The sequence below is a fragment of the Spiroplasma endosymbiont of Sarcophaga variegata genome, assembly GCF_965178695.1.
Lineage (GTDB): Bacteria > Bacillota_I > Bacilli_A > Mycoplasmatales > Mycoplasmataceae > Spiroplasma > Spiroplasma poulsonii.
The window spans coordinates 314,571-339,725 of record NZ_CBCXVU010000002.1 but is presented as its reverse complement, the minus strand read 5'-3'; the positions used below and the strand labels follow the sequence as shown (position 1 = coordinate 339,725).

Annotated in this window: 23 protein-coding genes; 19 read left to right on the top strand and 4 right to left on the bottom strand. The window is 26.1% G+C overall.

Features of this window, described 5'->3' with window-relative positions; translation table 4 throughout:
• The first annotated feature begins 12 nt into the window (after nucleotides 1-12).
• The 3 genes from ACOBME_RS03380 (at nucleotide 13) to ACOBME_RS03370 (ending at nucleotide 6,075) form a co-directional block, all read left to right on the top strand.
• Nucleotides 13-2,214 (top strand): lipoprotein, encoded by a 2,202-nt coding sequence (locus ACOBME_RS03380; protein WP_419334273.1) that lies wholly within the window; start codon nucleotides 13-15, stop codon nucleotides 2,212-2,214.
• A gap of 21 nt (nucleotides 2,215-2,235) precedes the next feature.
• Nucleotides 2,236-2,577, top strand: coding sequence for a hypothetical protein (locus ACOBME_RS03375; protein WP_338963958.1), 342 nt, complete (start codon nucleotides 2,236-2,238; stop codon nucleotides 2,575-2,577).
• 129 nt (nucleotides 2,578-2,706) lie between these two features.
• Complete coding sequence (locus ACOBME_RS03370; protein ID WP_419334271.1) at nucleotides 2,707-6,075, top strand: ABC transporter permease; 3,369 nt, start codon at nucleotides 2,707-2,709, stop codon at nucleotides 6,073-6,075.
• Between the two features lie 24 nt (nucleotides 6,076-6,099).
• Here the strand turns inward: ACOBME_RS03370 and ACOBME_RS03365 are convergent, their stop codons facing one another.
• Entirely contained in the window at nucleotides 6,100-7,062 is a 963-nt protein-coding gene (locus ACOBME_RS03365; protein ID WP_338963247.1) for an IS1/IS1595 family N-terminal zinc-binding domain-containing protein, read from the bottom strand.
• 810 nt (nucleotides 7,063-7,872) lie between these two features.
• Here ACOBME_RS03365 and ACOBME_RS03360 point away from each other — a divergent pair.
• The 4 genes from ACOBME_RS03360 to ACOBME_RS03345 all read left to right on the top strand — a co-directional run bounded on the left by ACOBME_RS03360 (nucleotide 7,873) and on the right by ACOBME_RS03345 (nucleotide 11,535).
• Complete coding sequence (locus ACOBME_RS03360) at nucleotides 7,873-8,082, top strand: hypothetical protein (protein WP_338963907.1); 210 nt, start codon at nucleotides 7,873-7,875, stop codon at nucleotides 8,080-8,082.
• Nucleotides 8,083-8,095: 13 nt separating this feature from the next.
• Entirely contained in the window at nucleotides 8,096-9,352 is a 1,257-nt protein-coding gene (locus tag ACOBME_RS03355; RefSeq protein WP_338963905.1) for a hypothetical protein, read from the top strand.
• On the top strand, nucleotides 9,352-10,998 hold the full coding sequence (locus ACOBME_RS03350; RefSeq protein WP_338963903.1) for a hypothetical protein: 1,647 nt from the start codon (nucleotides 9,352-9,354) through the stop codon (nucleotides 10,996-10,998). The genes ACOBME_RS03355 and ACOBME_RS03350 overlap by 1 nt, the downstream gene beginning before the upstream one ends.
• Before the next feature lie 330 nt (nucleotides 10,999-11,328).
• Nucleotides 11,329-11,535, top strand: a complete 207-nt coding sequence (locus ACOBME_RS03345; protein WP_338963900.1) for a hypothetical protein — start codon at nucleotides 11,329-11,331, stop codon at nucleotides 11,533-11,535.
• A gap of 44 nt (nucleotides 11,536-11,579) precedes the next feature.
• Here ACOBME_RS03345 and ACOBME_RS03340 read toward each other — a convergent pair whose 3' ends face one another.
• The 3 genes from ACOBME_RS03340 to ACOBME_RS03330 are packed head-to-tail and all read right to left on the bottom strand — an operon-like array spanning nucleotide 11,580 to nucleotide 13,491.
• A complete protein-coding gene (locus ACOBME_RS03340; protein ID WP_338963898.1) occupies nucleotides 11,580-11,918 on the bottom strand; it encodes a hypothetical protein in 339 nt (112 codons plus the stop codon).
• 3 nt (nucleotides 11,919-11,921) lie between these two features.
• The gene (locus ACOBME_RS03335) at nucleotides 11,922-12,092 is read right to left on the bottom strand and encodes a lipoprotein (RefSeq protein ID WP_338963896.1); all 171 of its coding nucleotides are present in this window, start codon (nucleotides 12,090-12,092) and stop codon (nucleotides 11,922-11,924) included.
• A 10-nt stretch (nucleotides 12,093-12,102) separates the two neighbouring features.
• Nucleotides 12,103-13,491, bottom strand: coding sequence for a C39 family peptidase (locus ACOBME_RS03330; protein ID WP_419334266.1), 1,389 nt, complete (start codon nucleotides 13,489-13,491; stop codon nucleotides 12,103-12,105).
• Nucleotides 13,492-13,785: 294 nt separating this feature from the next.
• Here ACOBME_RS03330 and ACOBME_RS03325 point away from each other — a divergent pair, with 294 nt between their 5' ends.
• The 12 genes from ACOBME_RS03325 to ACOBME_RS03270 all read left to right on the top strand — a co-directional run bounded on the left by ACOBME_RS03325 (nucleotide 13,786) and on the right by ACOBME_RS03270 (nucleotide 24,867).
• Nucleotides 13,786-14,700, top strand: coding sequence for a hypothetical protein (locus tag ACOBME_RS03325; protein ID WP_419334264.1), 915 nt, complete (start codon nucleotides 13,786-13,788; stop codon nucleotides 14,698-14,700).
• A gap of 210 nt (nucleotides 14,701-14,910) precedes the next feature.
• Nucleotides 14,911-15,621: a hypothetical protein gene (locus tag ACOBME_RS03320; RefSeq protein ID WP_338963889.1), complete on the top strand. Its 711-nt coding sequence runs from the start codon at nucleotides 14,911-14,913 to the stop codon at nucleotides 15,619-15,621.
• A gap of 8 nt (nucleotides 15,622-15,629) precedes the next feature.
• A complete protein-coding gene (locus ACOBME_RS03315) occupies nucleotides 15,630-16,028 on the top strand; it encodes a hypothetical protein (RefSeq protein WP_338963887.1) in 399 nt (132 codons plus the stop codon).
• 535 nt (nucleotides 16,029-16,563) lie between these two features.
• Nucleotides 16,564-17,406 carry a Cof-type HAD-IIB family hydrolase gene (locus ACOBME_RS03310; protein ID WP_338963885.1) on the top strand — a complete coding sequence of 281 codons (843 nt, stop codon included), beginning with the start codon at nucleotides 16,564-16,566 and terminating at the stop codon, nucleotides 17,404-17,406.
• Between the two features lie 127 nt (nucleotides 17,407-17,533).
• A complete protein-coding gene (locus tag ACOBME_RS03305) occupies nucleotides 17,534-18,595 on the top strand; it encodes an alpha/beta hydrolase (RefSeq protein WP_338963883.1) in 1,062 nt (353 codons plus the stop codon).
• Between the two features lie 2 nt (nucleotides 18,596-18,597).
• On the top strand, nucleotides 18,598-20,043 hold the full coding sequence (locus tag ACOBME_RS03300) for an amino acid permease (RefSeq protein WP_338963881.1): 1,446 nt from the start codon (nucleotides 18,598-18,600) through the stop codon (nucleotides 20,041-20,043).
• Between the two features lie 133 nt (nucleotides 20,044-20,176).
• Nucleotides 20,177-20,500, top strand: coding sequence for an OB-fold nucleic acid binding domain-containing protein (locus tag ACOBME_RS03295; RefSeq protein WP_338963879.1), 324 nt, complete (start codon nucleotides 20,177-20,179; stop codon nucleotides 20,498-20,500).
• 156 nt (nucleotides 20,501-20,656) lie between these two features.
• Nucleotides 20,657-21,328, top strand: a complete 672-nt coding sequence (locus ACOBME_RS03290) for a hypothetical protein (protein ID WP_419334261.1) — start codon at nucleotides 20,657-20,659, stop codon at nucleotides 21,326-21,328.
• Nucleotides 21,329-21,347: 19 nt separating this feature from the next.
• Nucleotides 21,348-22,001, top strand: coding sequence for an MBL fold metallo-hydrolase (locus ACOBME_RS03285; protein ID WP_419334259.1), 654 nt, complete (start codon nucleotides 21,348-21,350; stop codon nucleotides 21,999-22,001).
• Between the two features lie 310 nt (nucleotides 22,002-22,311).
• The gene (locus tag ACOBME_RS03280; protein ID WP_338963872.1) at nucleotides 22,312-23,070 is read left to right on the top strand and encodes a hypothetical protein; all 759 of its coding nucleotides are present in this window, start codon (nucleotides 22,312-22,314) and stop codon (nucleotides 23,068-23,070) included.
• Nucleotides 23,071-23,155: 85 nt separating this feature from the next.
• Complete coding sequence (locus tag ACOBME_RS03275; RefSeq protein WP_338966563.1) at nucleotides 23,156-23,779, top strand: ABC transporter ATP-binding protein; 624 nt, start codon at nucleotides 23,156-23,158, stop codon at nucleotides 23,777-23,779.
• 125 nt (nucleotides 23,780-23,904) lie between these two features.
• On the top strand, nucleotides 23,905-24,867 hold the full coding sequence (locus ACOBME_RS03270) for an IS1/IS1595 family N-terminal zinc-binding domain-containing protein (RefSeq protein WP_338963247.1): 963 nt from the start codon (nucleotides 23,905-23,907) through the stop codon (nucleotides 24,865-24,867).
• Nucleotides 24,868-25,155: the final 288 nt, after the last annotated feature.

The window sequence follows — 25,155 nt, the reverse complement described above, 5'->3', positions numbered from 1 at the left end:
GAGGGAACAAGAATGCGCAAGTTACTTAATATTTTGGCTGCTACAGTTTTAGTGACAACTCCAGCTATTACTGTTGTTAGTTGTAAAAACAAGGGAAAAGCACAAACGGGGGATAAATATAAAGATCCCGAAGTCGAAAAAATGCCAAATGGACCATTAAAATCAAAGATTTTACAAACAACATTATTTTCAAAAATGGCAATTGCTAATCGACATGAAAATTTAAATGGATATACACCATCAACTTTACAGATGTTAACACGATTGCCAGATTCATACAAAGATAAAGATGGCAATTTAGTTGATGTTGATTATTATCGTGGTCGTTATTTAAATCAAAAAGATGGAATGCCATTAAATAATATGGCATCAAATTATGATTATATGAATATCTTGAATAATGACTTATATAATACGGAAAATCAAACAAAAGCAAAGCTTCCAGGATATTCTGAAAATGATTTATTACCAGCAATGCCTAGTTTAGCAGCAAATAGTAATATGTTAAATTATTGATATGATGGGGGACCACTATCAAATTATTCAATTGCAAAAGAAATTTTAGCAACACAACAAGGAGATGCGCGGTTACATAAAACGATTAAGGATGCTTATAACAAAGCAGTGTTTGAGTTACAACGAACAACTTACTTTTATGATTTAAATATGAATTATAATCCGTTGGCAACAAAAGACATTAAATTTGATACTACAACAAATTCAAATTTTGTTATTAATGGGAAAAAATTTGCGACAGGTAAATCATTTACCACAGCACAGAAATCAGAAGAACAAGATAAATTAATGGTAATTTTACAGTTAATTTTAATGGCTGATATGTTTACGGACCGTTCACAATCAAAAACATATATTAATCAATTAAACAAATTTTTACCATTGTCAAAAGATGCGGATGGGACTTTTTTTGGAAGTATTTTAGGAGCTATTTATTTTCAAATTTTTGGTTCACCAACAATGCCAAATAATCCAAACGAAAAAAATCCAAATTATGAATTAGCAAAAAAAGGTGTTTCAGTAGCCTTAAGTAATTTAGGAGCAACAGGAAATGCAAAACAAGAAATTGAAGCAAAAATTAATAATTTCTTTGCCCAACAAGCACAAATTTTTAGTGATTTATTATTAACAAAACCAATGCAAGATGATTTAGATTTGGCAAAACCAGAGGACCAATATAAAAATCGTGATGCAATGTGGAATGGAAAAACACCAAAATTATCACTAGCTGATTTATTATTTAAAAAAGATAGTTCATCAAAATCATTAGCCGAATTATTTATTGAATTTGGAAACGAAGTTAATGGTTGATATACAAAGGCAACAATAGAACAACAAGGGGAGGCCAATAATGCTATTGGAACATTTTTAAAAGTTGCAGGACAAGTTGTTACGCCAGGATTTAAAGTAGTCTTACAATCTATGGCTAAAATGATGATGTTACCAGCAAATGATGGTTTATGAACTTTAACAATTAATGATATGAATCAGTTTGTTATTGCCTTATCACAAGGAATTTTAGATAATGCTGATTCATTAACAAAAGTTAGTCAAATTTCATGATCTGATCCAAATAACCAGGAACAAAATCAAACAGAAATTGCAAAATTATTAACTGGTAGTGCAGATCCAACCAAACCAGCAGCCGGTTCATTTATGGACGTAGCATTTACATGGTTTAACGATGGAACCAAACCAGTTCGTGCGTTATTAAATAAATTATATTTTGATCCTAATTCAGAAACACGGAAAGATTTATTAGCAATTAATAATTCCTTATATGATTATACGAATACGTTATTATTAGGAGAAAATTGATTTATTAATAATGGAAAGTTTTTAAACGAAAATAATATGCAGTATGACCTTGAATATAAAGGAATTGGTGATGCTGATGTTGCTACTAATCTAAACTTACATGAAAAATGATATGTGGCAAAAGATGGAATTAAAACATACCAAGATTTAAATAAAGCTTATTTAGATGCGTTAGGAAACTATGATTTAGATTGATTTGAAAAGTATGATGGTTTAGGAAATAATTATCAAAAAGTTAATTACAAATATACTATTACTTGGACAAATGTCAATCCTGGTGATGATAGTCATCAATACTGAGTAATTTCTAATATTCAATGATTTGCAAAAGATAGTAGCGGACAATGAAAACGTTATTATGATGTTGTGCAAAATGATTAAGATAGTGGTGTAGGATTAAACATGAAAAAAACACTGTTGATGAAGCAAGGAATCTTAGGAATAATTAAGGCAAAAGGGCAATTTATTTCATTGCTCCTTTTAATTTTTATTTGTTCAATTATTACTTCTTGTTTATTTACGACGGTAACTAGTTTACAAGCAGCGAACCGTCAAATGGGATATGGTAGTTTTGATTATAACCATTCTTTTCACTATTCAGCAATGGAATTTGAAAATTCAAATATGCAAACAATTACACCAAGTTTTGCCTTTGATTCAGAATATGTTATTGTAGAAAACAACGATAATAAATTAACATATCCAAAAATTACAATTGGTACGGCCAATAGTGATGTTTTTTAAGCTTTAACACAGCAAGATATTACGTTTGACAAAACATCTTCTGGAGCAATAGCTGGGTTATGGTTAGCTTTAAAAATTCGCCAATCAGCACCGAGTTATCAAAATACATTAATTGCGAAATTACGGGCAATGGGGCAAAATACATTAGCTGATCAGTATTTTGCTAATTTTAAAACAACGCAAATTTATAAAAACTTTTTAGGAATTATTATTGATTATATTAATAAACATTTTCTAGTAATAAATCCCACCGCAACAGAAGTAGAAATTAAAAATGCCATTGCTATGTTTACAAATGGGCAAGCAGATCAAAATCAAAAGGCAGTTAATCGTTGAGATTGAGAATTAAAAACAACAAATAATGATTTTTCTTATTTTGAGATGCCTGATATTGACGTCACATTAGGGAAAGACAATAAAACAATTAGCACTGTTAATATAAATACTTTGTTTGATAAAGGTTTACGTGGTAGTTTTGGAGTTGCGGCGCGTTATAAAATAACAGATAGTGGTGGGAATGAAGCAGAGCGAATTCAATATTTAGCGCAATCACCTTATCAATATATTGATAAATTAAACCAAACCGGAATTAATGAAGGACGAATGGTTGTTGGTGATTTATTTAATAATGTTACTTTTTTTGGCAATAATAGTGAACGAAGTTCGTTTATTAATTTTGTTCAAAGTTATTACAAAATGCTCGGAATTGTTAGTAATTTTGCAATTTCAATGCGTCAGGAAGTTACAACGTGAGATATTGTTAATAATTTAAAATACAAAGTAATTGGTTGACATGATTTATTAAAAGATGAGCAATTAAAAATTTTTAATAAGGTTTCTGAATGAGAAGGACCATCTCTTGTTGAATCAACCTTAAACAACTGTTATGTTGTTGTTAGTCCTAATTATTTAAAATTTCAAAATAAATCCTTACGTGATGATATTAGGATTGGCCAACAAACTTTTACGGTTGGGGCAACAGGGGGAGACAGATTAAACATTTATCCAACAATTTATGAAACTGATTTTATTCCTGATTTTAAAACAGATACTGTTGTTTATTTATCTTCATATGGCATGTGATTATTGTCAGAAGATAATAATAAAGGTTTAATTAGTTTAAAAGATAATTCACGTGTTTTTTTAAAAAGTTTAGCTGGACAACCAGCAGCTAATTTAGCACTTTTTAAAAAATATTATGCTAACAATCCTAATGAATTAGATACTTATGCACAAGCGTTACAAATAAATAATAATCAAAAAGCAACTGATCCTGCCATTGGTACTTTTGAAACTAAAAATGAAACAAGTCAATTAACATGACGTTATAGTTTATTAGATAAAACAATTAATGTTTATATTTATATTGGATTATTTTTCATTATTATTTTTGCAATAACATTATTTGTTGTTTCATATATTATCATTAAAGAAATGATTAAACGAGAATCATCACAAATTGGGATGTTAAAAGCGGGTGGATATTATCTTCGTGAAATTACTTTATCTTATTGAAGTATTTTAATGCTTAGTGTTCTCATTGCTGTCCCGACCGGTTGGTTAGTTGGGATTACCCTCCAACTCTTTGTTGTAAAATTATTTAATTTATTCTTTATTATTAATTGAACCTTTACTTGAAACTGAATGATTCTGCTCTTTTTATCAGCCTTTTTTGTTGCTTTTCTATCGTTGATTACATTTGTTACTTGTTATTTTTCAATTAGTAAAACAGAAGTATTAAGTTTAATTTATCCAACACGGGAATTAAATGTTGATAATAAATTAGCGCGTTCTGTTCGTAGTTTGGACTTCAAAACGTTTGTTGGTCGCTTCCGGATGGTGGTTTTATCAACTTCCTTAAAGCAAGCTTTTACTTATTTAGGCATCTTTGCTTTAGTAACTTTTACTTTAACAGTATCATTATTAGCCCCCGTTTATGCTAAAAACTTTAATACAAACTATTATAAAAATATTAAATATGGTAGTGAGGTTAAATATAGTAATGTTATTAGTAATAGTCCATTGTCATATTACAAAACATATCCATGAAATGGAATTAATAATGTTCCAAACACCGGGGATCCAACTGATAAATATTTATATCCAATTGGGGGAATGACACCATTAGCAAATTATTATAGTATTGATGGTGGTAAAATAATTAAGTCACTAAAAACAGTAAACCAAGAACCAACAGTGGCAGGAATTTTAAAAGATATGTTGTCATATAACTTTGTTACTTTGTCAGGAACTAATTTATCATTAGGAATTTTTAATTATCTAAATGAATTAATAAAAAATTCACCGAGTGGCGATAGTGTGCGAGCTTTAATTTCTGAAATTTTATGTACTGTCTTACCAAAAGCCCTTGGGATTGGCGCGATTCCATATCCACCGTTCCCAGACAAAGGTGATTATGTTGCTTTGTGAAATACTTGTTTTAGTAAAGCAACAAACGGTATTATTCCAGCTTCGGTAAAAGAGGATTGAAATAAGAATCCTGATCGTGCAAATCACTTTGCTTTAGGAATTGGAACAATGAGTTATAATAATGCAACTGATGATGTTTTCACTAGTTTTGATGCAGCATATAATGATAAAAACTTACCAGTTTATGGGATTAACGCTAATACAAAAATGCTACAATTATCAGCAGATGATCGTGCTGCTTTAGCAAATAATAATAATAATAATAATAATCAAGTTGTTAATGCAATTGCAAATGTGACATCACTTCAGCAGTTAAACTTGTGGGTTGGGAAAGAAATTACTTTGACACCACAATTATCAACCTTACAATATAATGTTGGTCCAGAGCAGTGAACAGAGTTTAGTAATAATAATACCGCATTAGTTAAACAAAACTGGAAATATAACCTTAGTGGTAGTCCAGGGCCATGAAATCCAAATAATTACCAGAGTTTATATTCGTTAGATAAAAGTTATTTTACTTATAACGCAAGTTCTAATACAAAATATTATGCTTCAGCAGATCCAAAGAGTGAATATTATAATTTAAATAATGTTGAATTATGAATTCCATCCAATTCAGCAATGGAACAAATTTGGACGAATAAAGTGATTACTTTAAATAATGGTCAACAACGGAAACTATTAGAGGTATCATCAGGATCTAATAAAATAGTACGAAAAGAAACTGTTAATAGTCAGGAATATTGAGTTATTAAACCATATGATTTTAACTTTGATGGTTCATATAGTGGCGACTTTGTTAATGGCATTCCAACAACGTGATATCAAGCAGCGATTGATAATAATTTTATCAAAGTTGTGCCATCATTGACAGTAATGCCAGTCAAAGTTAAAATTGTAAAAAGTATTGCCACTTATGATAATCCACGGTTATTTGTTAGTATGCAGAATGCAAATAAAATTAATTTCTTTCCAACAACAGAATTAAACTTTAATTTTGTCGAAAACTCTTGATGAAATAAAAAAAATCATCAATATGACAATTTGAAAACTAATTTTGTGTAAGATTATGATTTTGCTTTAAATTTTTTAAACGTTAAAATATAATACCGTTGATTGTTGGTTTGGTGTTAAACCTTTGTGTTGGTATTTTCATTTTCAGAGCTTTAAATAATTTTGAATATTAGTGAAACCCAAACCATGATAATGAATTAAGGCTTCTTTAAGACTGGATTGTAATTTACTAATCTTATTTAACTTTTGATAACTAGTATCAGGGTTTGTACTAGTTTTGGTGGAATATAGAGTAGAATTTGTTTGTTTTGCTACTAATAAATATAGTGGTTGCATATCAGAAATAATTATTGATTTTTCTTTAATTAGTTGCTTATTCATATTTTCAATAATCCATTGTTTTTGTAATCTTTTGGTATTGGTGGATTGAACAAAAATATTATTATTGCTATCAACTGCCATTTGAATACAGCATTTGGTATCAGTTGAAAATGGATCGAGATGAGTTTTTCGTTTATCAAATTTATCTTTAAAATTGCCTTTATGAATTTCTTTAATAAATGTTTCATCCATTTGGATTTGACCATTTAATTTTTTAAATTTTAACTGTGTATTTTCTAATTGTTTTGATTGCATTAATTTTTGTCGATTATATCAAGCGGTTTTTGGGGTTGTTTTAATAAAACGAGAAATTATTTTACTAGATTGTCCTAACAATGAAATTTGAATTAATAAATTTCACTGTTCATAATTTAAATGACTTCAATAAGTAAAATGATGACGAAATGCATCAAAACTAGCACGACATTTTTTACATAAATATTTTTGTTTTCCTTCGGAATTATGACCATTTTTAACACAATGAAAAGATTTGCAATTAGGACATATAATGCCTTTATCTCTAAATTTTTGATCAATTTCATTTAAACGTTTTTGTTTTTTAATTAAGTCTGCTTGTTGTTTTATTTTTTCATAAAATTCTAAAAATTGATCATCTGTTAAGCTATTTATTAATTCTGTAATTATTTTTTTCATCATTTATTTACCTCCATATATTAAAAATATACCTAATTTTAGGTATATTTTATAAATATCAAGAGTTTTCGACAAAATTAAAGATGCTTTATTAGAAAAAGAAAAAAACGAAAGAATAGAAACTGATAACAAATTAGATAAAAAAATTGATAATTTATCAAGTGAAACAAAAGAAAATTTAGATAAAAAACAAGATAAATTAACAAAAAATTCTAATCTAGAAATTGATTATATATCTTGTCAAAGATATGTTAGTTCTAAAGATATATACATATATGGTGATTTAAGTTTTCATAATGACCCAAAACCAGAAGATATACCAAGATTTACAAAAATAGTCAGAGAAGTACAAAATAATATTCAAGTACCAATTACAAAAAATATTAATGATAAGTCAACAGATGAAGAAGTACCAACTGCAAAAGCAGTATACAATTCTTGTATATGACAAGTTGTTGATACTAGTGATTTTGTATCAAATAGTCAAGATTATCAAATTAAAGATTTTAATAAAATAAATTATATTTACAAAATTTCTGCGTCTCCCTTTAAGTGACCTTATTCTGGAGTAATCGAAACATTTGATTATTTTAATAACAATATTAGTGCATCATTTGTTGGTGGTTATAGTTTAGAGATTACTGTTGCTGGAATTGTTAATGTTAAAGATAAAAATGATAAAAATTCACCAATGGGAACATTGTTTATTTGAAGAAAAAAATATTAATTAATAAATTAGAAAGGAGATGTTTTATGCCAAAATTAGAAGTTAAAGATATAATTATGTTTTTGAAAATCTTTGGAGTTTAATCATTGTTTTTTATTGCAGGAATTATTATTTGTTTTATAGGACCTACTAAATTAGGAATTGGTTGACCTGCATATGTAATTATTGGTGCAATGCTTAATGGTTTTGGAGTTATTGTTTTAATTATTGAAACAATTAGATTTATCAAAACACATAAAAAAGAACAAAATAAAGATGGCATTGAAGATGTTATTAAAAAAGAAAAAACAAAATAAAGAGTTGTTATAAATGGGATTGCTGCCAGCAAAAAAGAAATTAAAAAAAGAATATGATATTGATAGTTATTATCTTAATTTAGCATCAACGATTACTAATCGTAAAAATGTTACTGTTCAAAAACATAATGAGATTTTAGAAAAAAGAATTTGTGAAGATAATGCTAATTTTTTAAATCCACGAGATTTAGAAATTAGCATTTATAATCCACTTACTAATAAACAAATAAACTCTCAATTAATTAATAACTTTTTAAAAATGCAAGACTTTACTAATAAGAATTGATATAACGAATATAAAATTAATAAGAATGGTAAAGGTGCATACTTTATTTTTGCTAATAATTCAAAACTTAATTTTATTACTATTGATTTTTACAATGACCAGTATGATGAATTGGGTAATTTAGTATCTTGCACTTTTGATTATGATCCTTATATTAAAAATGACCAGAGTATTTTTATTACTGAAAAATTAGAAATTGATTATGTAACTAAACAAGTAAAAGTTATTAGAAAGTTAAAAACTCGATTATACAGTACTATTACGGACTTATATATTGATGATGCTAAATGAAATAACTATACAACATTACAAAGAGAAGAAATATTACCACTTAATTTTATCCCAATTGAAATTATTCCTAATAACCCTAATTTTGAACCTTCTGCTCGTTATGGCAAACAATTTGCTAGTATTTTAGATATTATTGCTGAAAAGATAATGTTAGACCCGTTATTAAATAGTGGTAAATTTACCATTAATACTAATGGTGTGACTGGTGTAGTTGACCAAGAAATTAGTAAAATGTTGGCTTCATTTATTGAAAATGACTTGTTATTAGTTGAAGGAGACCCTGATAGTAATTTTCAACCAGTAGACTATATTGCTGGTAATTTTAAAGGTGAACAATTAACCAAAATATATGATTGATTATTAACTAATTATTATAAAATAAATCGCCATCATGTTCCCGCAATAGCTAAGGGAGCACAACAAACACAAGCGGAAGTTGCTGGTGTAAATATTCAAACAAACGCATCATACGAACAAATGATATATATTAGAGAAATTAAATTAACGGAATTTATTATTAAGTTAATTAAATATGATAATGCTATTTTAAACAGTAGAACATTCAATATTAAAAATATTGATGAGTTAATTGTTGATGTTAAATTACCCGTAAATGCTACTTTAAATAGACAATTAAAAAATGATGAAATAATTATAAATGATCGTAATGAAGAGCAAGGAGGACAAGAATAATGCTAAAACCATCAGAAAAGATGTTATCACAATTAAGCGATGAACCAATTGATTATTCAATTGATAATATCCCCTTAGATTTTGCCAGTCAATCACAATATAGTGACCCCGATTTAGAACAGTTATTTAGTGAAGACCGTGCTAGAACCTTATATATTTATAAAATTAATAATCTTGTTAAGACAAAACAAAAACCAACCTTAAACTACTCTCAAAATAGTGTTAAAATAGGTTTTATTGATAAAGATGAATATATTAAAATAACGGGTTATGAAATTAGTGACTTTAATTTTAAATTACAAATTCAACAAAATACTACAATTCAAGATAATAGCACAAGTTATATAATGATTGATGAAAAAGATATTTTAATCAATGATATTTCAAAACAAGACAAAGCATTTTTAGAAACATTAGATTTAAAAATAGTATCTATTAATGAACCAATTAGTGAATACAATAAAAATGAATGCTATATCATCGAAGAATACAAACGTCCTTATTCACCCGATGGAATTAACGTTATTAAATCTACTCATTTAGTTAAAATAACTGACTTTAAATGAAAAAATCAAAATAGTATTCATTTAGTATTACAAAAATCACTGCCCAAAGATACAATATTTACTGGAATTGAAATTAAATATCCTAAATCTATGCTATTTGGAAACATTAAGTGTTGAGGCAATGTGAATGGTGTTTATTCTTATCCATCATCAAATATTGAAAATGCTAGTTTAGTACCATTGTTATCAATGCCAATTGAAACAAACCCTAATTTAAGAGTATTTCAATATTGATTTACCGAAAGTTTTTTACCATGAAGTATTGCAAAAAAATATATTCAACCAGATAATATTTTAAGTTTAATAAAAAATAACGGTTTAGAAAAAGTATTATTAAATTTTTTAACATATCGTTATAATTATGATAGAAAATTTCAAGGGGCAAAATACGATGAAAAAGGAAATCCTACCAATAAAGCAGCTGAACTACGCCAAAAATTTGAAGGTCAAAAACCAGAAGATGTTATTGATGGATTATTTGAAAACTGAAAATTAGATAATCCAAGTGAATTACATAAAACATATGTAAAAAGAATTAAACAAGTTATCTATATGTTATCAAATTATACATATAGTAAATATGCAATTAATAAAGGTTATAATGATGATATTAAATTGTTCTCTCCTTATTATTTTGAATTAGTTTCTAATCCAAGAGAATTAGAAACTGGTTATTGAGAATTTGAAGACTGTAAAGTTAAATTAAATTCATCATATTTTAATTTTACTGGTGACCCTATTCCACCAATACCAATAAATTATTGAAAAGAAATTTATGAAAAAAACAAACCATTAAAAGAAATTGATAATAAATATTATTTTGTAGTTTGGCGTAGTGATACAAGTAATAATTGAAGGATTATTAAATTTTTGAATGATACAAATAGTAAAAAAGAATTAGATAGTTATGGTAGATATAAACTTATTTTTAAAGAATATAGTCCTTTTTATGATTTCACATTATTAATTAGGGGTGAGCGAGGTGATGCAGATCATACTTGAAAAGATGATAATGGTACATATTTTAAGTTTCTTTATCGTTGATATGGAACAAATGAACCAAACACACCTTTTATATAACCAAAAACAGGACAAATTACAGATTGAAATTTAAAACAACAAAATAATATCATTAGTAATGATGAAATTAAAGTAACTGTTAAAAACAAAGATATTTCAGAAAACCATATTTATCAATTAGAAGCCAATTATTTTAATTGATTATCAATAACAAATGAATTAGAAACAAATAATATACCATCCCTTATTCCTTAAGAAATTAAGTTATCAGATGGTGAATACGGCAAATATTTAACAAATTTAATTATTTCTAATGACAAAATAGAAGACTATTTAAACTATTTTTCTCAATGATATAGATTACTTTATTCTAAAGCAGTTTGAATAAGTATGACTAAAAATTTAGTTGGAGATAGCATTAAAATAACTTATGATGTTAAACTATTTGCTTTAAATGAAATTAAAATATCTGGAATATGGGGTTATGGGAATTATGATATTACAATTTTTACAGAAAAAGAACAAATTATTATTAATAAATTACAATTATTTAATAGAAAAAATGAAAAATTATCATTAATTACATTAGAAATATAAAAAGTCATTTTAAATATGACTTTTTTAATTTATATATTTTCTTATTATTTAACATTTATATTATTGTTATGATCAAGATATAAATCGGGTGCTGGTTTATCTACTAAATTTCAACGATAAAGAAACTTAAAATATGTACCATTATCATCTTTTCAAGTATGATCTGCATCACCTCGCTCACCCCTAATTAATAATGTGAAATCATAAAAAGGACTATATTCTTTAAAAATAAGTTTATATCTACCATAACTATCTAATTCTTTTTTACTATTTGTATCATTCAAAAATTTAATAATCCTTCAATTATTACTTGTATCACTACGCCAAACTACAAAATAATATTTATTATCCACCGTATTAAATGGTTTTTCTTGTGGTTCCATTCATTATAAAATACCATTTTTACCGTCGTTTGTTTTTACTTTTATATTTTTTTCTTCTTTTAGTTCTTTTAGTTGTTCTTCGGTGTATTGTGGTTTTATATTACAGGCAGCTAAACTTGTTGTACTTGTTCCTATTAAAGCAATTGTTCCTAAAATGCTTAATATATTTTTCATATTTTATTTACTAATAATTATTACCCTTGCTATTTTTACTAATATAAAAGGCGCTATTTTGATATTCTTCACTTAAATTTGCTCAATTATATGTTCTTCATGTTCTAACAAAAATTGAATTATTTTTTTTCTTTCTATTTTCTGCATCAATTAATTCTAAAAGTTTATCATGAAATTTTAAATATCCGTCATAAATAAAATTTTTCATAAGTTCTATATCTGTATCTAAAATTCAACCACCAGATCAAGTATCATTTTTTTGTTCAACATGTTTTATTAAATTTTCTAAATAATTTTTAATTTCTAAACTTTGATTTTGCTGAAAAAAATTTTCAAAAGCAAGAGCAGTTTTTAATGAAATTTTTAGTTCAATGCCATCATGTCCAGATTTACCTCATACTCTAAAATAATCATTTTTTTCGTTATTATTTCCATAATATTCATAATAAGGGTTTGCGGCACTTGGACACGATAAATTATTATTTAAATAATCTCTTTTACTTCTTGTTCCAAGAATACAATGAAGATTATTTTCAATAATAGCTTGTCTAATAACGCCACCACAATTTCCTATTTCCATTGGTTCTGTTTGATTTGAATTTGGTATTTGATTTTCAGATTGGGAATTTGGATCATGATAAATTAAATAACTTTGCAAATGATTACCGCTACTATCATCACGAGAAACTAAAAGTCAAAATGAATTAATATCAAAAGTTCCAAATTGTCCTGTTCAAGGATCCATATAATTAATTGTTTGATTATTATAACTAATACCATTAATTAAAATAAAATGATTACTTGTATTATTACTGTGTAAACTAAAACTACCAGGCAAAACACCTCTATAAGCAAGCGCTACTGGCATATTATTTTGTAAACTATTTCGGATTGTATTTGTAATATGTGTGTTGCCACAATACCTATCAATATTTTGTATTGAATATTGTCTCCCTTGATTTAAATTATTAGTTGTTATTATTTGATTAATAGTATATTGTCAACTTTCCACTGATGTTCCCAATGGGATACCTACCAAAGTTCCACTTCCAATATTTGTTTGCGGGTTTGTTCTCATGCTATATGCTAAAGTACTTTGAAAATTTCTGCTTCCTCTTCCTGTGTTTGAATTATTAGCATTATAATTAAAATATCTTAGAAGTGACTCTCCAATTGCTGGACCACATCAATCTGGATCAGCTTGAACTATATTAGGAACATTTAAATTAATATTATTTTCTCTTTTATTTCTATTTAAAGTATCTAAATTATTTGTTTGTAAATAATTAATATCACTATTTATATTTTTTTCTTTTTCATAAGGACTAACGGCAATTGTTGTTGGTACAGCAGTTCCACTAATAGTTAATACACTTAATAAACTTAAAAGTTTTTTCATTTTGTATAATTTCCTTTCTTTAATCTTGAAACTTTTTATCAAGACCTATTGACATTATATATATATATATATATATATATATATATATATATATATATATATAAGCAAGCAAAATATTATGAATTATTTTAAAAATTTATCTTGAAAAATAGCTCTTATGACGCGTTTTAAGGGATAAATTAGCAATGAAAGTCATTTTATTATTAATATATTTTATATTTTATTAATTAAAAATAGTTTTTAAAACGGCATTTAAAATGCCGTTTTAATATGTAAAAGAAAGAGGTGTAAAATATGAGAAATGTAATACCAAAAAAATTAAAAGACGCCAAATATCGATTTTGACGCAATATAACAATAACAGATGTTTTAATAATTGCTGTTTGAGTTGGATTAACAATTATGTTTATCTTTGGTTTTCAATGAAAACTATGAATAAAATTATTATTATCATCAATTATGATTTTAATTAGCTTACCGCTAATTATTACAAATAAAAAAACTAATTTAAAATGATGACAATATTTATATTATAAAATTAATTACTTATTTAGTTGTAAGAAATACAGTAAAAATAAAACAACTTTACTAGTGCCATATAATAAAGTTATTAATGATAATTATATTGCAACACACGGAATTTTAAAGGGTACTTTAAAAAATACTTTAATTGGAGCAATTAAAATAAAGGGATTCGATATCACTTTATTAAGTAGCGAAGAGCAAATATTAAGATTACGAGATTTGCAAGATGTTTTTAAATTTGCTAATTTTCCAATAACTTTTTTAAAGTTAGAATTACCATTAAATTTTGATGATAACATTAAATATTTACAAAAACAAATTAATAAAACGCTAATTCGTTATAAAAACAAAGAAATTAGTTTTAATCAATTTGTAAAAATTACAAAACAAATTAAAAATAATATTGTTTTTTTAAAAAAAGAATTAATTAAAATAAATGATGAAATTAAAACAGAAAAATGTTTTTTTCTTTTTGTATATGGAAATAGTGAAAAAGATTTAAATGAAAAAATATTATTTTTAGAAGACAAATTATATAAAGGAAAAATTAATTGTAATATTTTATCTAATTACGAAATAACAAAAATCTTAAAATTGATGTGAAATCCGTATGAAAAACCATTAAATAAAACAGATTTTAATAAAAATAAAGATAATTTAGCAAAATTATTGCAATTTAAATAACCAAATATTAAAAAAAATTATTTTATAGCAAATGATTTATATTATTCAATTAATACTATTCAGGATTACCCTTTATTTATTAATGATTTATTAGGAGCATGTTTATTTTCGAATGAGCAAACTATTATTTGAAATATAAATCCTTTAAATTATGATGAAACAAAAAAAGCAATCAACAGTGCCATTCAAACAACCCAAACAAGACAAGTAATGACAAAATCATATGTTAATACAAATGAAAATAACTATGAATTAGAAACATACTACCATTTAATTGATGAGGTTAATGGTGGTGGTGAATTATTAAAAAATGTTAATATTTTATTTTTAAATTATGGAACAAATAAAAAAACATTACTACAAGCACAAACACAATTAACAAAAGCATTAAAAGAAATGGATATTAAACTTAATCCATTGTGATATAAACAATTTAATGGTTTAAAAGGTTTTATACCCTATAACAATAAGGTCATAATAAAAAAATATGGTCGAGAAATGCCAACAAGTACATTAGCAGCATCACTTCCATTTATTGATAGTGGATTATATGATAAACAAGGAATGTACTTGGGAACAAATAATATGGGAAATGTTGTATTGTTAGATCAATTTAAAATTACAAGTAAAAGAACAAACCATAATATGTTTATTCTTGGTTCATCAGGAATGGGAAAAACATATTTGTTAAAAAAAATAATAAATTATCATATTATTTCAGACTTTAATAATCCTACTGTAAAATATTTAAATGATATCGCTACGCCAATTAAAACAATGAATTTAGTAGCTAAAAATAAGTTATTTTATACACAATGAAATGAAATCAGCCAAAATTGAGAAAGTGTAACTTGAACAATCACTGGTAATAACACATCAACATGAGTTGAGTTAAGACTAAAATTTCTGATTTTGTCATAGAGCAATATTTGAACCTTAAGGATAATGTTGGAATTTTAAAAATTCAAGGTGATGTTAGTACTTATTATGCCACATTAACTAATGGAAAATGAAATTTAACAAAGATTAATGGGGCTGATAATATGTCATTTTACTATGCATTTCCGTTGGAAAACAGAACAGTAACTGGATTATATCCAGCAAGTTATGTAATTTTAAATAATAAGTTAATTTTTACTAATTATTCAGATACTCAAAATCTGCCAATAGTTGAATTTGATTTTAGCAATGCCGCAAATATTAAAGTAAATCACTTAAATATTAATACTACCCAAAAATTTTTAAATATTAATATTATGCAAAAAAAAGATAATAATAGTTTTTACTATGTAGATAAAGATTTATCTTTGATGCTTTATGGTTTTTAATTAATAAATACTACAATTTTCTCATTTAATGGTGAAAAAGAAAAAGGAGTTGTTTATTAAACAACTCCTTTTTAAATGTGATCGTAAGTTATAAATTACTAAAACATTATTTTGCAAAATAATATTTCATTTTGCTGAAAAAAGGAGTATAATTTATATAGTAATTATAAATTTATTTTAAAGAAGGATAAACTGCATATTTATTAACTAACATAACTCAACATCAAAAAAACCCAATAAACATAAGGAGTTAAAAAATTAGATCCTTATAAAATAAGGGTTTTAGAGCAGTGTTTTCCGACATTTTAAATTTAAAAAAAAATTGTAAAATTATAAAAGATATATTATAATTAAAATAACTTTCAGATATAAACACTAAATTACATTTAAAAATTCCGCTCAAGGAAACTATAAATAGTTTGAAACTTTCAATATAATTAAGTGTTTATATCTGAAAGTTATTTTAATTTTAACAATATCTTTTACAAGTACTAGAAAATAGATTAAAATTATTTTATATAGGAGAATAATGATAATGACAGAAATTAAGTTAATTGCTGTTGATTTAGATGGAACAGCTTTAAATTCAACTGGCGAAATGTCCCCGCATACATTAGAAGTTTTAAAAGGACTGGCAACAAAAGATATTAAGTTAGTAATTGCGACCGGACGACCATTATATCAAACAAAACATATTGTAACAAATTTAGGATTAACGGATATTAATGATTTTACTGTTAGTTTAAATGGTTCAGTTGTTGCAAATAATGCCACTGAAGAAATTTTATTTTGTGATTATTTTGATCAACAATTACTACGAGAACTTTATGTTGATGTCTTGGCATTTGATTTAGACACATTAATTATGTTTGATGCTGATCATTCTTCGTTTAATAAAATGTTATTACATTGCAAAGGATTTGAAGATAAAATGACAAAACATTATTTATCATCTTTTAGCGAAGAACAAGATGAAGTAACAGCATGTTTATATACAAATAATTTCAATGTTAATGTTAATAAAATTTATATTAGTAGTTATATTTCCGATATTAATCGGTTGGTTGCAAAATGAAAGGATAAAATTGAAATTTCACAAGAAATTCGTGGTGATCGCTCAGCGTTAGAAATTACTAGTTGTAATATTAATAAAGCGACTGGTATTGCTCAAATTTGTCAAAAATATCACTTAACAGCAAAGAATGTGATGGCTTTCGGGAATGAACATAATGATGTTGCGATGTTACAGTGAGCTGGAATTGGCGTGGCAATGGGGAATGCGCCCGATGATGTAAAAGCAATCGCTGATTTAGTGGCTGATGATAATGACTATGATGGGATTGCAAAAGTTATTGAAACCGTAGTTTTTGGACAATAATAGTTAAAAGTTATTAAAGTTAGCAATAAATTTCATTTTGCTAACTTTTTTAGCAAAAAATAACATTTTAAATTGTTTTTTAGTAAAAATTTTGTTAGAGTAAGAATATTAAAAAGGGAAAGAAAAAATGAAAGTAATTGAAAAAACACCTAGTAAGCAAACATTAAATGATGGTTATCATAAATTTTGTTTTAATTGATTACGCATTTTATGTGTGATAGTATTATTTCCGTTAGTTTATTTTCGATCAAAAAAATATGTTAAAGATTTTTTTACATTTACCCAAACTTATCAACGAAAAGGGTTAATGACAATTGAAACAACAACTTTTGATTTTAATAGTTTTGAAGTATATCACCAAGATGTTATTGCAAAAAAATTAGATCAATTTAATTTTGTTTTTAGTAAAAAAGAAGAAACAGCAATGCAAATGGTGACGATTTTAAATCGCCATCAAGCACCAATTAGTGCGCTTTATTTACAACATTCTAATTCAAAGAAATGAGTAATTGGTTTGCATGGTTGAACGGAAAATAAATATTTAGGGTTACGACAAGTATTTTACTTTTATCAACAAGGCTACAATGTATTAACTTTTGATAGTGTTGCACATGGTTTAAGTGTGGGGGACTATACCGCTATTGGTTATTTGAATGCCCAAAATTTAAGTGATGTTATTAAATGACTTCAAGATAGTTATTCTGTTGAAGAAATTGGATTAATTGGGAATAGTATGGGAGCTGCTTGTTTAACAAAATATTTAATTGATGAAGGTTATCAAAATCAATTAGTTCATTGAGCAATTAGTGATTGTGGGTTTAGTAGTTTATTAGTTCAATTTCGTTATGTGATGCAATATCGTTATCAGCATCCCTGGTGGTTAATTAGCTTTGGTTTAACAAAGAAATTTAACAAAGAAATTGGTTTTAATTTACGAAAATATAATTTATTAAAAAATACCAAGCGGTTAAAAGATTTTCCAATGTTAATTATTCATGGTAATTACGATGATTTTGTTCCTTACTTTATGAGTAAAGAATTTTTTACTCAAAAAGCAAAGTTTGAACCAACCGGTCAAAGTGAATTAGTATCCTTATTAAACATTAACCATGTTGAAGCGATTTCAAAAGGGCATCAAGTTTATCTTGCGGCTATTAAAACATTTTTAGCACAACAAGAAAGGAAATAAGGATGAAATTACAAAGAAAATATGGGTTTTGACAGATTTTAGCATTAGCAATTTCAGCAACATTAGGTTCTTCGATTTTAGTTTCGTTTGGCCAAGTTGCTTTTCAAGCACAGTTTAATCCCATTTTAATTATTATTGCTTGAATTTTAGGAGGTTTATTAGTTTTACCAGAAATGTTATTATTATCCGAAGGAGCTACTTCGTATCCTGAAAATGGGACAAGTTATTACTGAATTAAACGTGCAAAATGAAATGCTTGTTCATTTTGGTTTGGTTGAATTATGGTATTATTTGTTAGTGCAACAGCTATTGCAACTGCTTGTTTAGCACTAGGCAATATTTTAATTACCTTATTAAAGTTAGATAACCAATGATATGGTAAATTATTTGGGATTATAATTTTATTAGTGTTAGTTATTATGCAAATTTTTATTAAAAAAAGTAGTGGTTATTCCCAAATTGTTTTTGCTTTACTAAAAGGATTTCCAATTGTTTTGCTTTTAGTTATTGCAATGGTTTATGGTAACACTGCTAGTTTTACTGATGATACAATTAATAAAAATTTAAGTCAAATTTATCTTTCATCATTTTTATTATTACCAGCAACAGCAATGACAATGTTTGCTTATTCGGGGATGGAAGCAATTACGTATGTTAGTGGGGAAATTATTAATCCTCGTAAAAACATTCCGCGGGCAATGATTACCGCGACAATTGCAATTGTTTTATTATATATTATTTTAGCAATTGGATTATTAACAATTAATAAACCACAGAATTGATTAGGACCAACGGGTTTTAACAATGTATGATATTATGCGATTAGTAATAATCCTGCGATTCCATCATTTTTAAACTATTTATTTTCAATTTTAGCAATTTTTATTTTTGTGGGATCATTAAATTCATTTTTAGTGTATCATTCACGGTTAATTTTTAAAATGAGTGAAGAAAACGATTTTTTTGCCTTTTTTCAAAAGACAACGAAACGAACTAATATGCCATATTTAGCAATCCTCTTTTTAGTCGTGTTAGCAATTATTTACATTTTATGAACATCGTTGTTTAATGTCACAAATTATTTTATTATTGCTGTTAGTGTTTTAAAATTCATTACAATGATTACCTTAATATATTTACGCCAAAAGGATGTTAATTATCAACCCCTTTATCGAAAACCAGTATTTATTATTTTAGTTATTTTAGCATTAAGTTTATGTACAATTACTTTTATTGGTTCAATTTTAGCAATGTATTATTATGCAACTGTAACGGCGAATATGTGAGAATTATGGAATTGTTTTATTGTGTTGGGAATAATGTTAGGTGGTTATCCACTTTATTATTTAAAAAAATGATTAGGAACAAAGTGTAACGCTAGAAAACAACGTTCACAGCAATTATTAAATGATGATTTTGTAGAAAAAGATGAACCTTTTTCAAAATAATTTTTTTAAAGTTATTTTAATGATATAATGGTTTTGTTCATATGACAATATAATAAATCTTTCTTTTTTTCAATTAAAATATAAGGTATGATTTTAAGTATTCATTTGAATAAGAGAAAGGAGGACCGTAAAAGTGTATAATAATAGACCGAATCAAAAGTTTACCAAAAGAACTGATGATATTATTAACGACGAAAAGTTTTTATTAGCAGATAAACAACCTACTTTAAAAACAGTAACTAGTAAAGACGGCCAAACAAGAGATTTATGTGAATTTTGAGTTTTAGATAATGGTGAAGAAATGCAATGTGTAGTATGAAACGATTTAGCAGAAAGATTTAATGCTGAATTTAATCTAGATGATTTTAAATCAGTTATCATTTCTTACCGTAAAAATCTTAATAGTTTTACTGGAAAAATGCGTTATAGTGTACGTCAATTTTCATTTACTAACTAATGCTTTGTTTTTTAAAATAAAGCAAAAAACCCGCTATAGCGGGTTTTTATTTTGTTTTGAAACAGGACTTTTTCTTGAAAAAATGGTATAACAACAAAATATAGAAATTAATAGGATAAGGGAAGTTTTATGGAGAAAACATACGTAATAAAAGTATTGGCGAAAAAAGACGCAAAATTAAATTATAAACAGGCGATGACACTAACACAAGAAGCTTTAGCAAAGGAAACAGGGGCTGTTGATCCAAAAATTTTTTTACGTTTTAAATGATATCGCCCAACACAAGAAGTTTTTGAAAGCATTTATTCTGCTGCTGTATGAGCAACAAAAATTGGATTTGAACGTTATCATGATATGATTCCGAATAATAATGAATTAAAAGATGTTATTTCTTTTAAAGCATTATATAAGGGTGTTATGAATGTTTTTGTTAAAATTGATGATGAAGTTCAAACTTATGGTGAAAACATTATTGCGATTACTGATTATGCGAATTTATTGTTGACAATTATTTCTGAAATAATTAAAACTAATTATATCCGTACTACTTTTTACGATAAACATATTGACAATCCTAATGTTAAATCTTTTTTAAGCCATTTATTAGGTGGTGCTGCCTTAGGAATTGCCCGTTGATTTGGATATCGTATTGAAAATCAAGATGATGGGCATAAATTATTACAAAAGTTATATGTTATGAATATTAGTAAAATCAAAGGTTTAGATTACGATAACATTAATGACGTTTTATTTTTAATTGAAGATTTGTTGAATTACATTGAATCAAACTCTTACTTTATTGAAGAGTTTAAAGAAACCGAAGAGTAAGACAGAAGGAGAACTACTAATGGCAAAGATAAAAAATTTTGTAGATGCAACTTATGATAATCAAAATGTTTATTTAATCATTAATGATCAAAATGAAGCAATTATGATTGATGCCTCAAATGCGGCAAAAGATGCAATCGAATATATTAAACAAAAAAATCTGACCTTAAAAGCCTTGTTTATTACCCATGGTAATATTGACCACTATGATGGGATTGATGATGTATTACAGCAATGTCCAGATTTAAAAATTTATATTCAAAAAATTGATTTACGATTATTATCACAACATAAGGTTGATGATACAACTGGAGAAATTCTAGGACCAGGCATTGTTTATCCATTAACAAATCTTGTTCCGTTAACTGGTGATACTGTTGTCGAAGAAATTGGTTATCAAATTGAAGTCTTTCATATTCCCGGTCATACCGCCGGAACACAAATGTTACGAATTAAAGCCTTAAACTTAGTAACAACAGGGGCAAGTTTAATGCCTGATAAAGCAAGCCCAGGGTATACGGGAGCAATGTGTAATGATAATTACTTTGTAACAGAGTTACGTCGTATTACAAACTTGGAACCAATATGACAGGTTTTACCTGGTCATAATAAACCATTTTTAATGCGTGATGCCCTTGACCAAAACCTAATTCCAACAGAAGATCATTTTTAAAATAAAAGTAGTCTCATATTGATGAGACTACTTTTATTTTTTATAATTAAATTATTACTAATAGGTATTAATGTAAGGATTCCTATTATCTTCAATTTTCTCTTAATATTGATGTCTTCTGTAAAAAATATTTTTAAAATTAACATATTTAATTATTTATATTGTGATATGAAAATTTAGGTTAAAATGTAAGTGAGCAAAATTGAGAGCGGTAATAATCATATGCTTGCTTTTTTTGTCATAATTAAAAATGGTTCAATATGAACAGTTTATGAATTATTGAAGCACTTTATACAAAAGGAGAAAAAATATGAAAAAATATTTATGAGCTATTTTAATAAGTTCATTTTTAGTTATTCCACTTGCTAGTATTATTAATTTTTTTACAAATAATAGTTTTAAAACATCAGATAATTTAAAACAAATTGTAGAACCAAGTCGCGGTTGACCAGCAAAAGATATGAGTCAATTCAAGATTTGACAATTTTTATATAATGACACTCAACAAAAAATTGTTGCAACAAATGAGAAAATGATGGAAGGTTTTTATAGTTTTTATCGTAATGAATATGATAAATATCGTGATACAGCTGAAGGAAATATCGGTAAACCGGGTTATGATGAAATTGGTCTTCCCCTTGCTGAAATTAATGATTATATTGAGCAAAAGATTGTTTTTTCTTATGATATGCAAAAATTTATGGCCTTAAGTTTACGCTCGTATTTTATTGAAATATCAATCAATCAAATTATTGATCCAGCTGATAATAATATTAATCCAAACGAGCATTTAAACTTATGAGTTATGAAGTATTTTCAGGCAGGATTTTATTTTCAATGAGCAAAAATTTGAATTCAAGATTTAGGCCGAACAATTGAAAAATCAATTGATGTTGATTTTTATGTATTTGGGTCATTAGTCCCTCGTGATAAGGATAATAACCCGTTGTGATCACAAGGTCCTGATCCAGTTGCCGCTGCAAAAGTAAAACCACGGTTAAAACTTGATGATGTAATGACAAATATGATCAATAAAGTTTATAACATTGTATTTGGGAGGGAAAAGTAAAAATGATTATTTTAGAAAATATTAGCAAACATTATGGTAAAAATTATGTTTTAAAAGATATTAATTTAGAGATTAAAGAAAGTGAATCAGTTGCTTTTTAGGAGCAAATGGGAGTGGAAAAACAACTTTAGTTGAAATTATTTCTGGTGTTTTAAAACCTTCAACTGGTAAGGTAATGTTTTTTAATGACAAATATGAAAAGATTAAAAAAACAATTGGAGTACAATTTCAAGATGGCTATTGACCATCAGGAACAACCCCAATTGATTTAATTAAATTTTATAAAGGACGTGGTTATTTAACAACTTTAGAGGGACAAACGTTAATTGATGCTTTTGAGTTGAAGAATTTGTTGAAGAAAGAAATTTCATCTTTGTCTGGTGGGCAACGTCAACGTTTTAATTGTTTTTTATCAATTATAAATGATCCAGAAATTCTTGTTTTAGATGAATTAGTTACAGGGTTGGATTTAAAAATGCAAATTAAACTTGTTAATTTCTTAAAAAGGTGAAAAGACGAAAAAAAAATTAATTTATTAATTGTTTCACATACACCAGAAGAAGTTGAATTACTTTGTGATCGTGTTTTGCTTTTAAAAGATGGTGAAATTTATAGTGACCAGCCAATTACAGAAATTATTAAAAATAATGGTAGTTTACGGAAAGTGTTAGTTAATTATTTTGAAGATGTTGTTGGATATGAATCATAAAATCCAGTTTAATCTTAAACCATTATTTTCAAAATTAAATAAAACCTTTAATTTTGTCGAAAACTCTTGATATTTATAAAATATACCTAAAATTAGGTATATTTTTAATATATAGAGGTAAATAAATGATGAAAAAAATAATTACAGAATTAATAAATAGCTTAACAGATGATCAATTTTTAGAATTTTATGAAAAAATAAAACAACAAGCAGACTTAATTAAAAAACAAAAACGTTTAAATGAAATTGATCAAAAATTTAGAGATAAAGGCATTATATGTCCTAATTGCAAATCTTTTCATTGTGTTAAAAATGGTCATAATTCCGAAGGAAAACAAAAATATTTATGTAAAAAATGTCGTGCTAGTTTTGATGCATTTCGTCATCATTTTACTTATTGAAGTCATTTAAATTATGAACAGTGAAATTTATTAATTCAAATTTCATTGTTAGGACAATCTAGTAAAATAATTTCTCGTTTTATTAAAACAACCCCAAAAACCGCTTGATATAATCGACAAAAATTAATGCAATCAAAACAATTAGAAAATACACAGTTAAAATTTAAAAAATTAAATGGTCAAATCCAAATGGATGAAACATTTATTAAAGAAATTCATAAAGGCAATTTTAAAGATAAATTTGATAAACGAAAAACTCATCTCGATCCATTTTCAACTGATACCAAATGCTGTATTCAAATGGCAGTTGATAGCAATAATAATATTTTTGTTCAATCCACCAATACCAAAAGATTACAAAAACAATGGATTATTGAAAATATGAATAAGCAACTAATTAAAGAAAAATCAATAATTATTTCTGATATGCAACCACTATATTTATTAGTAGCAAAACAAACAAATTCTACTCTATATTCCACCAAAACTAGTACAAACCCTGATACTAGTTATCAAAAGTTAAATAAGATTAGTAAATTACAATCCAGTCTTAAAGAAGCCTTAATTCATTATCATGGTTTGGGTTTCACTAATATTCAAAATTATTTAAAGCTCTGAAAATGAAAATACCAACACAAAGGTTTAACACCAAACCAACAATCAACGGTATTATATTTTAACGTTTAAAAAATTTAAAGCAAAATCATAATCTTACACAAAATTAGTTTTCAAATTGTCATATTGATGATTTTTTTTATTTCATCAAGAGTTTTCGACAAAATTAAAGATTTTTTTTAATTAACAATGTTATAAATAATGTTAAAATATTGTTTATCTATTGTTTAATAAACATTGTTAAATATAAAAAGGGAGTGTTGCATATAAACGGGTATTATTTAATTTATTTAAAAACAAGAAACTTTTTTCTTTTATAAAAACATAATAACACAAAAAAATAAAAATACAAATAATAAT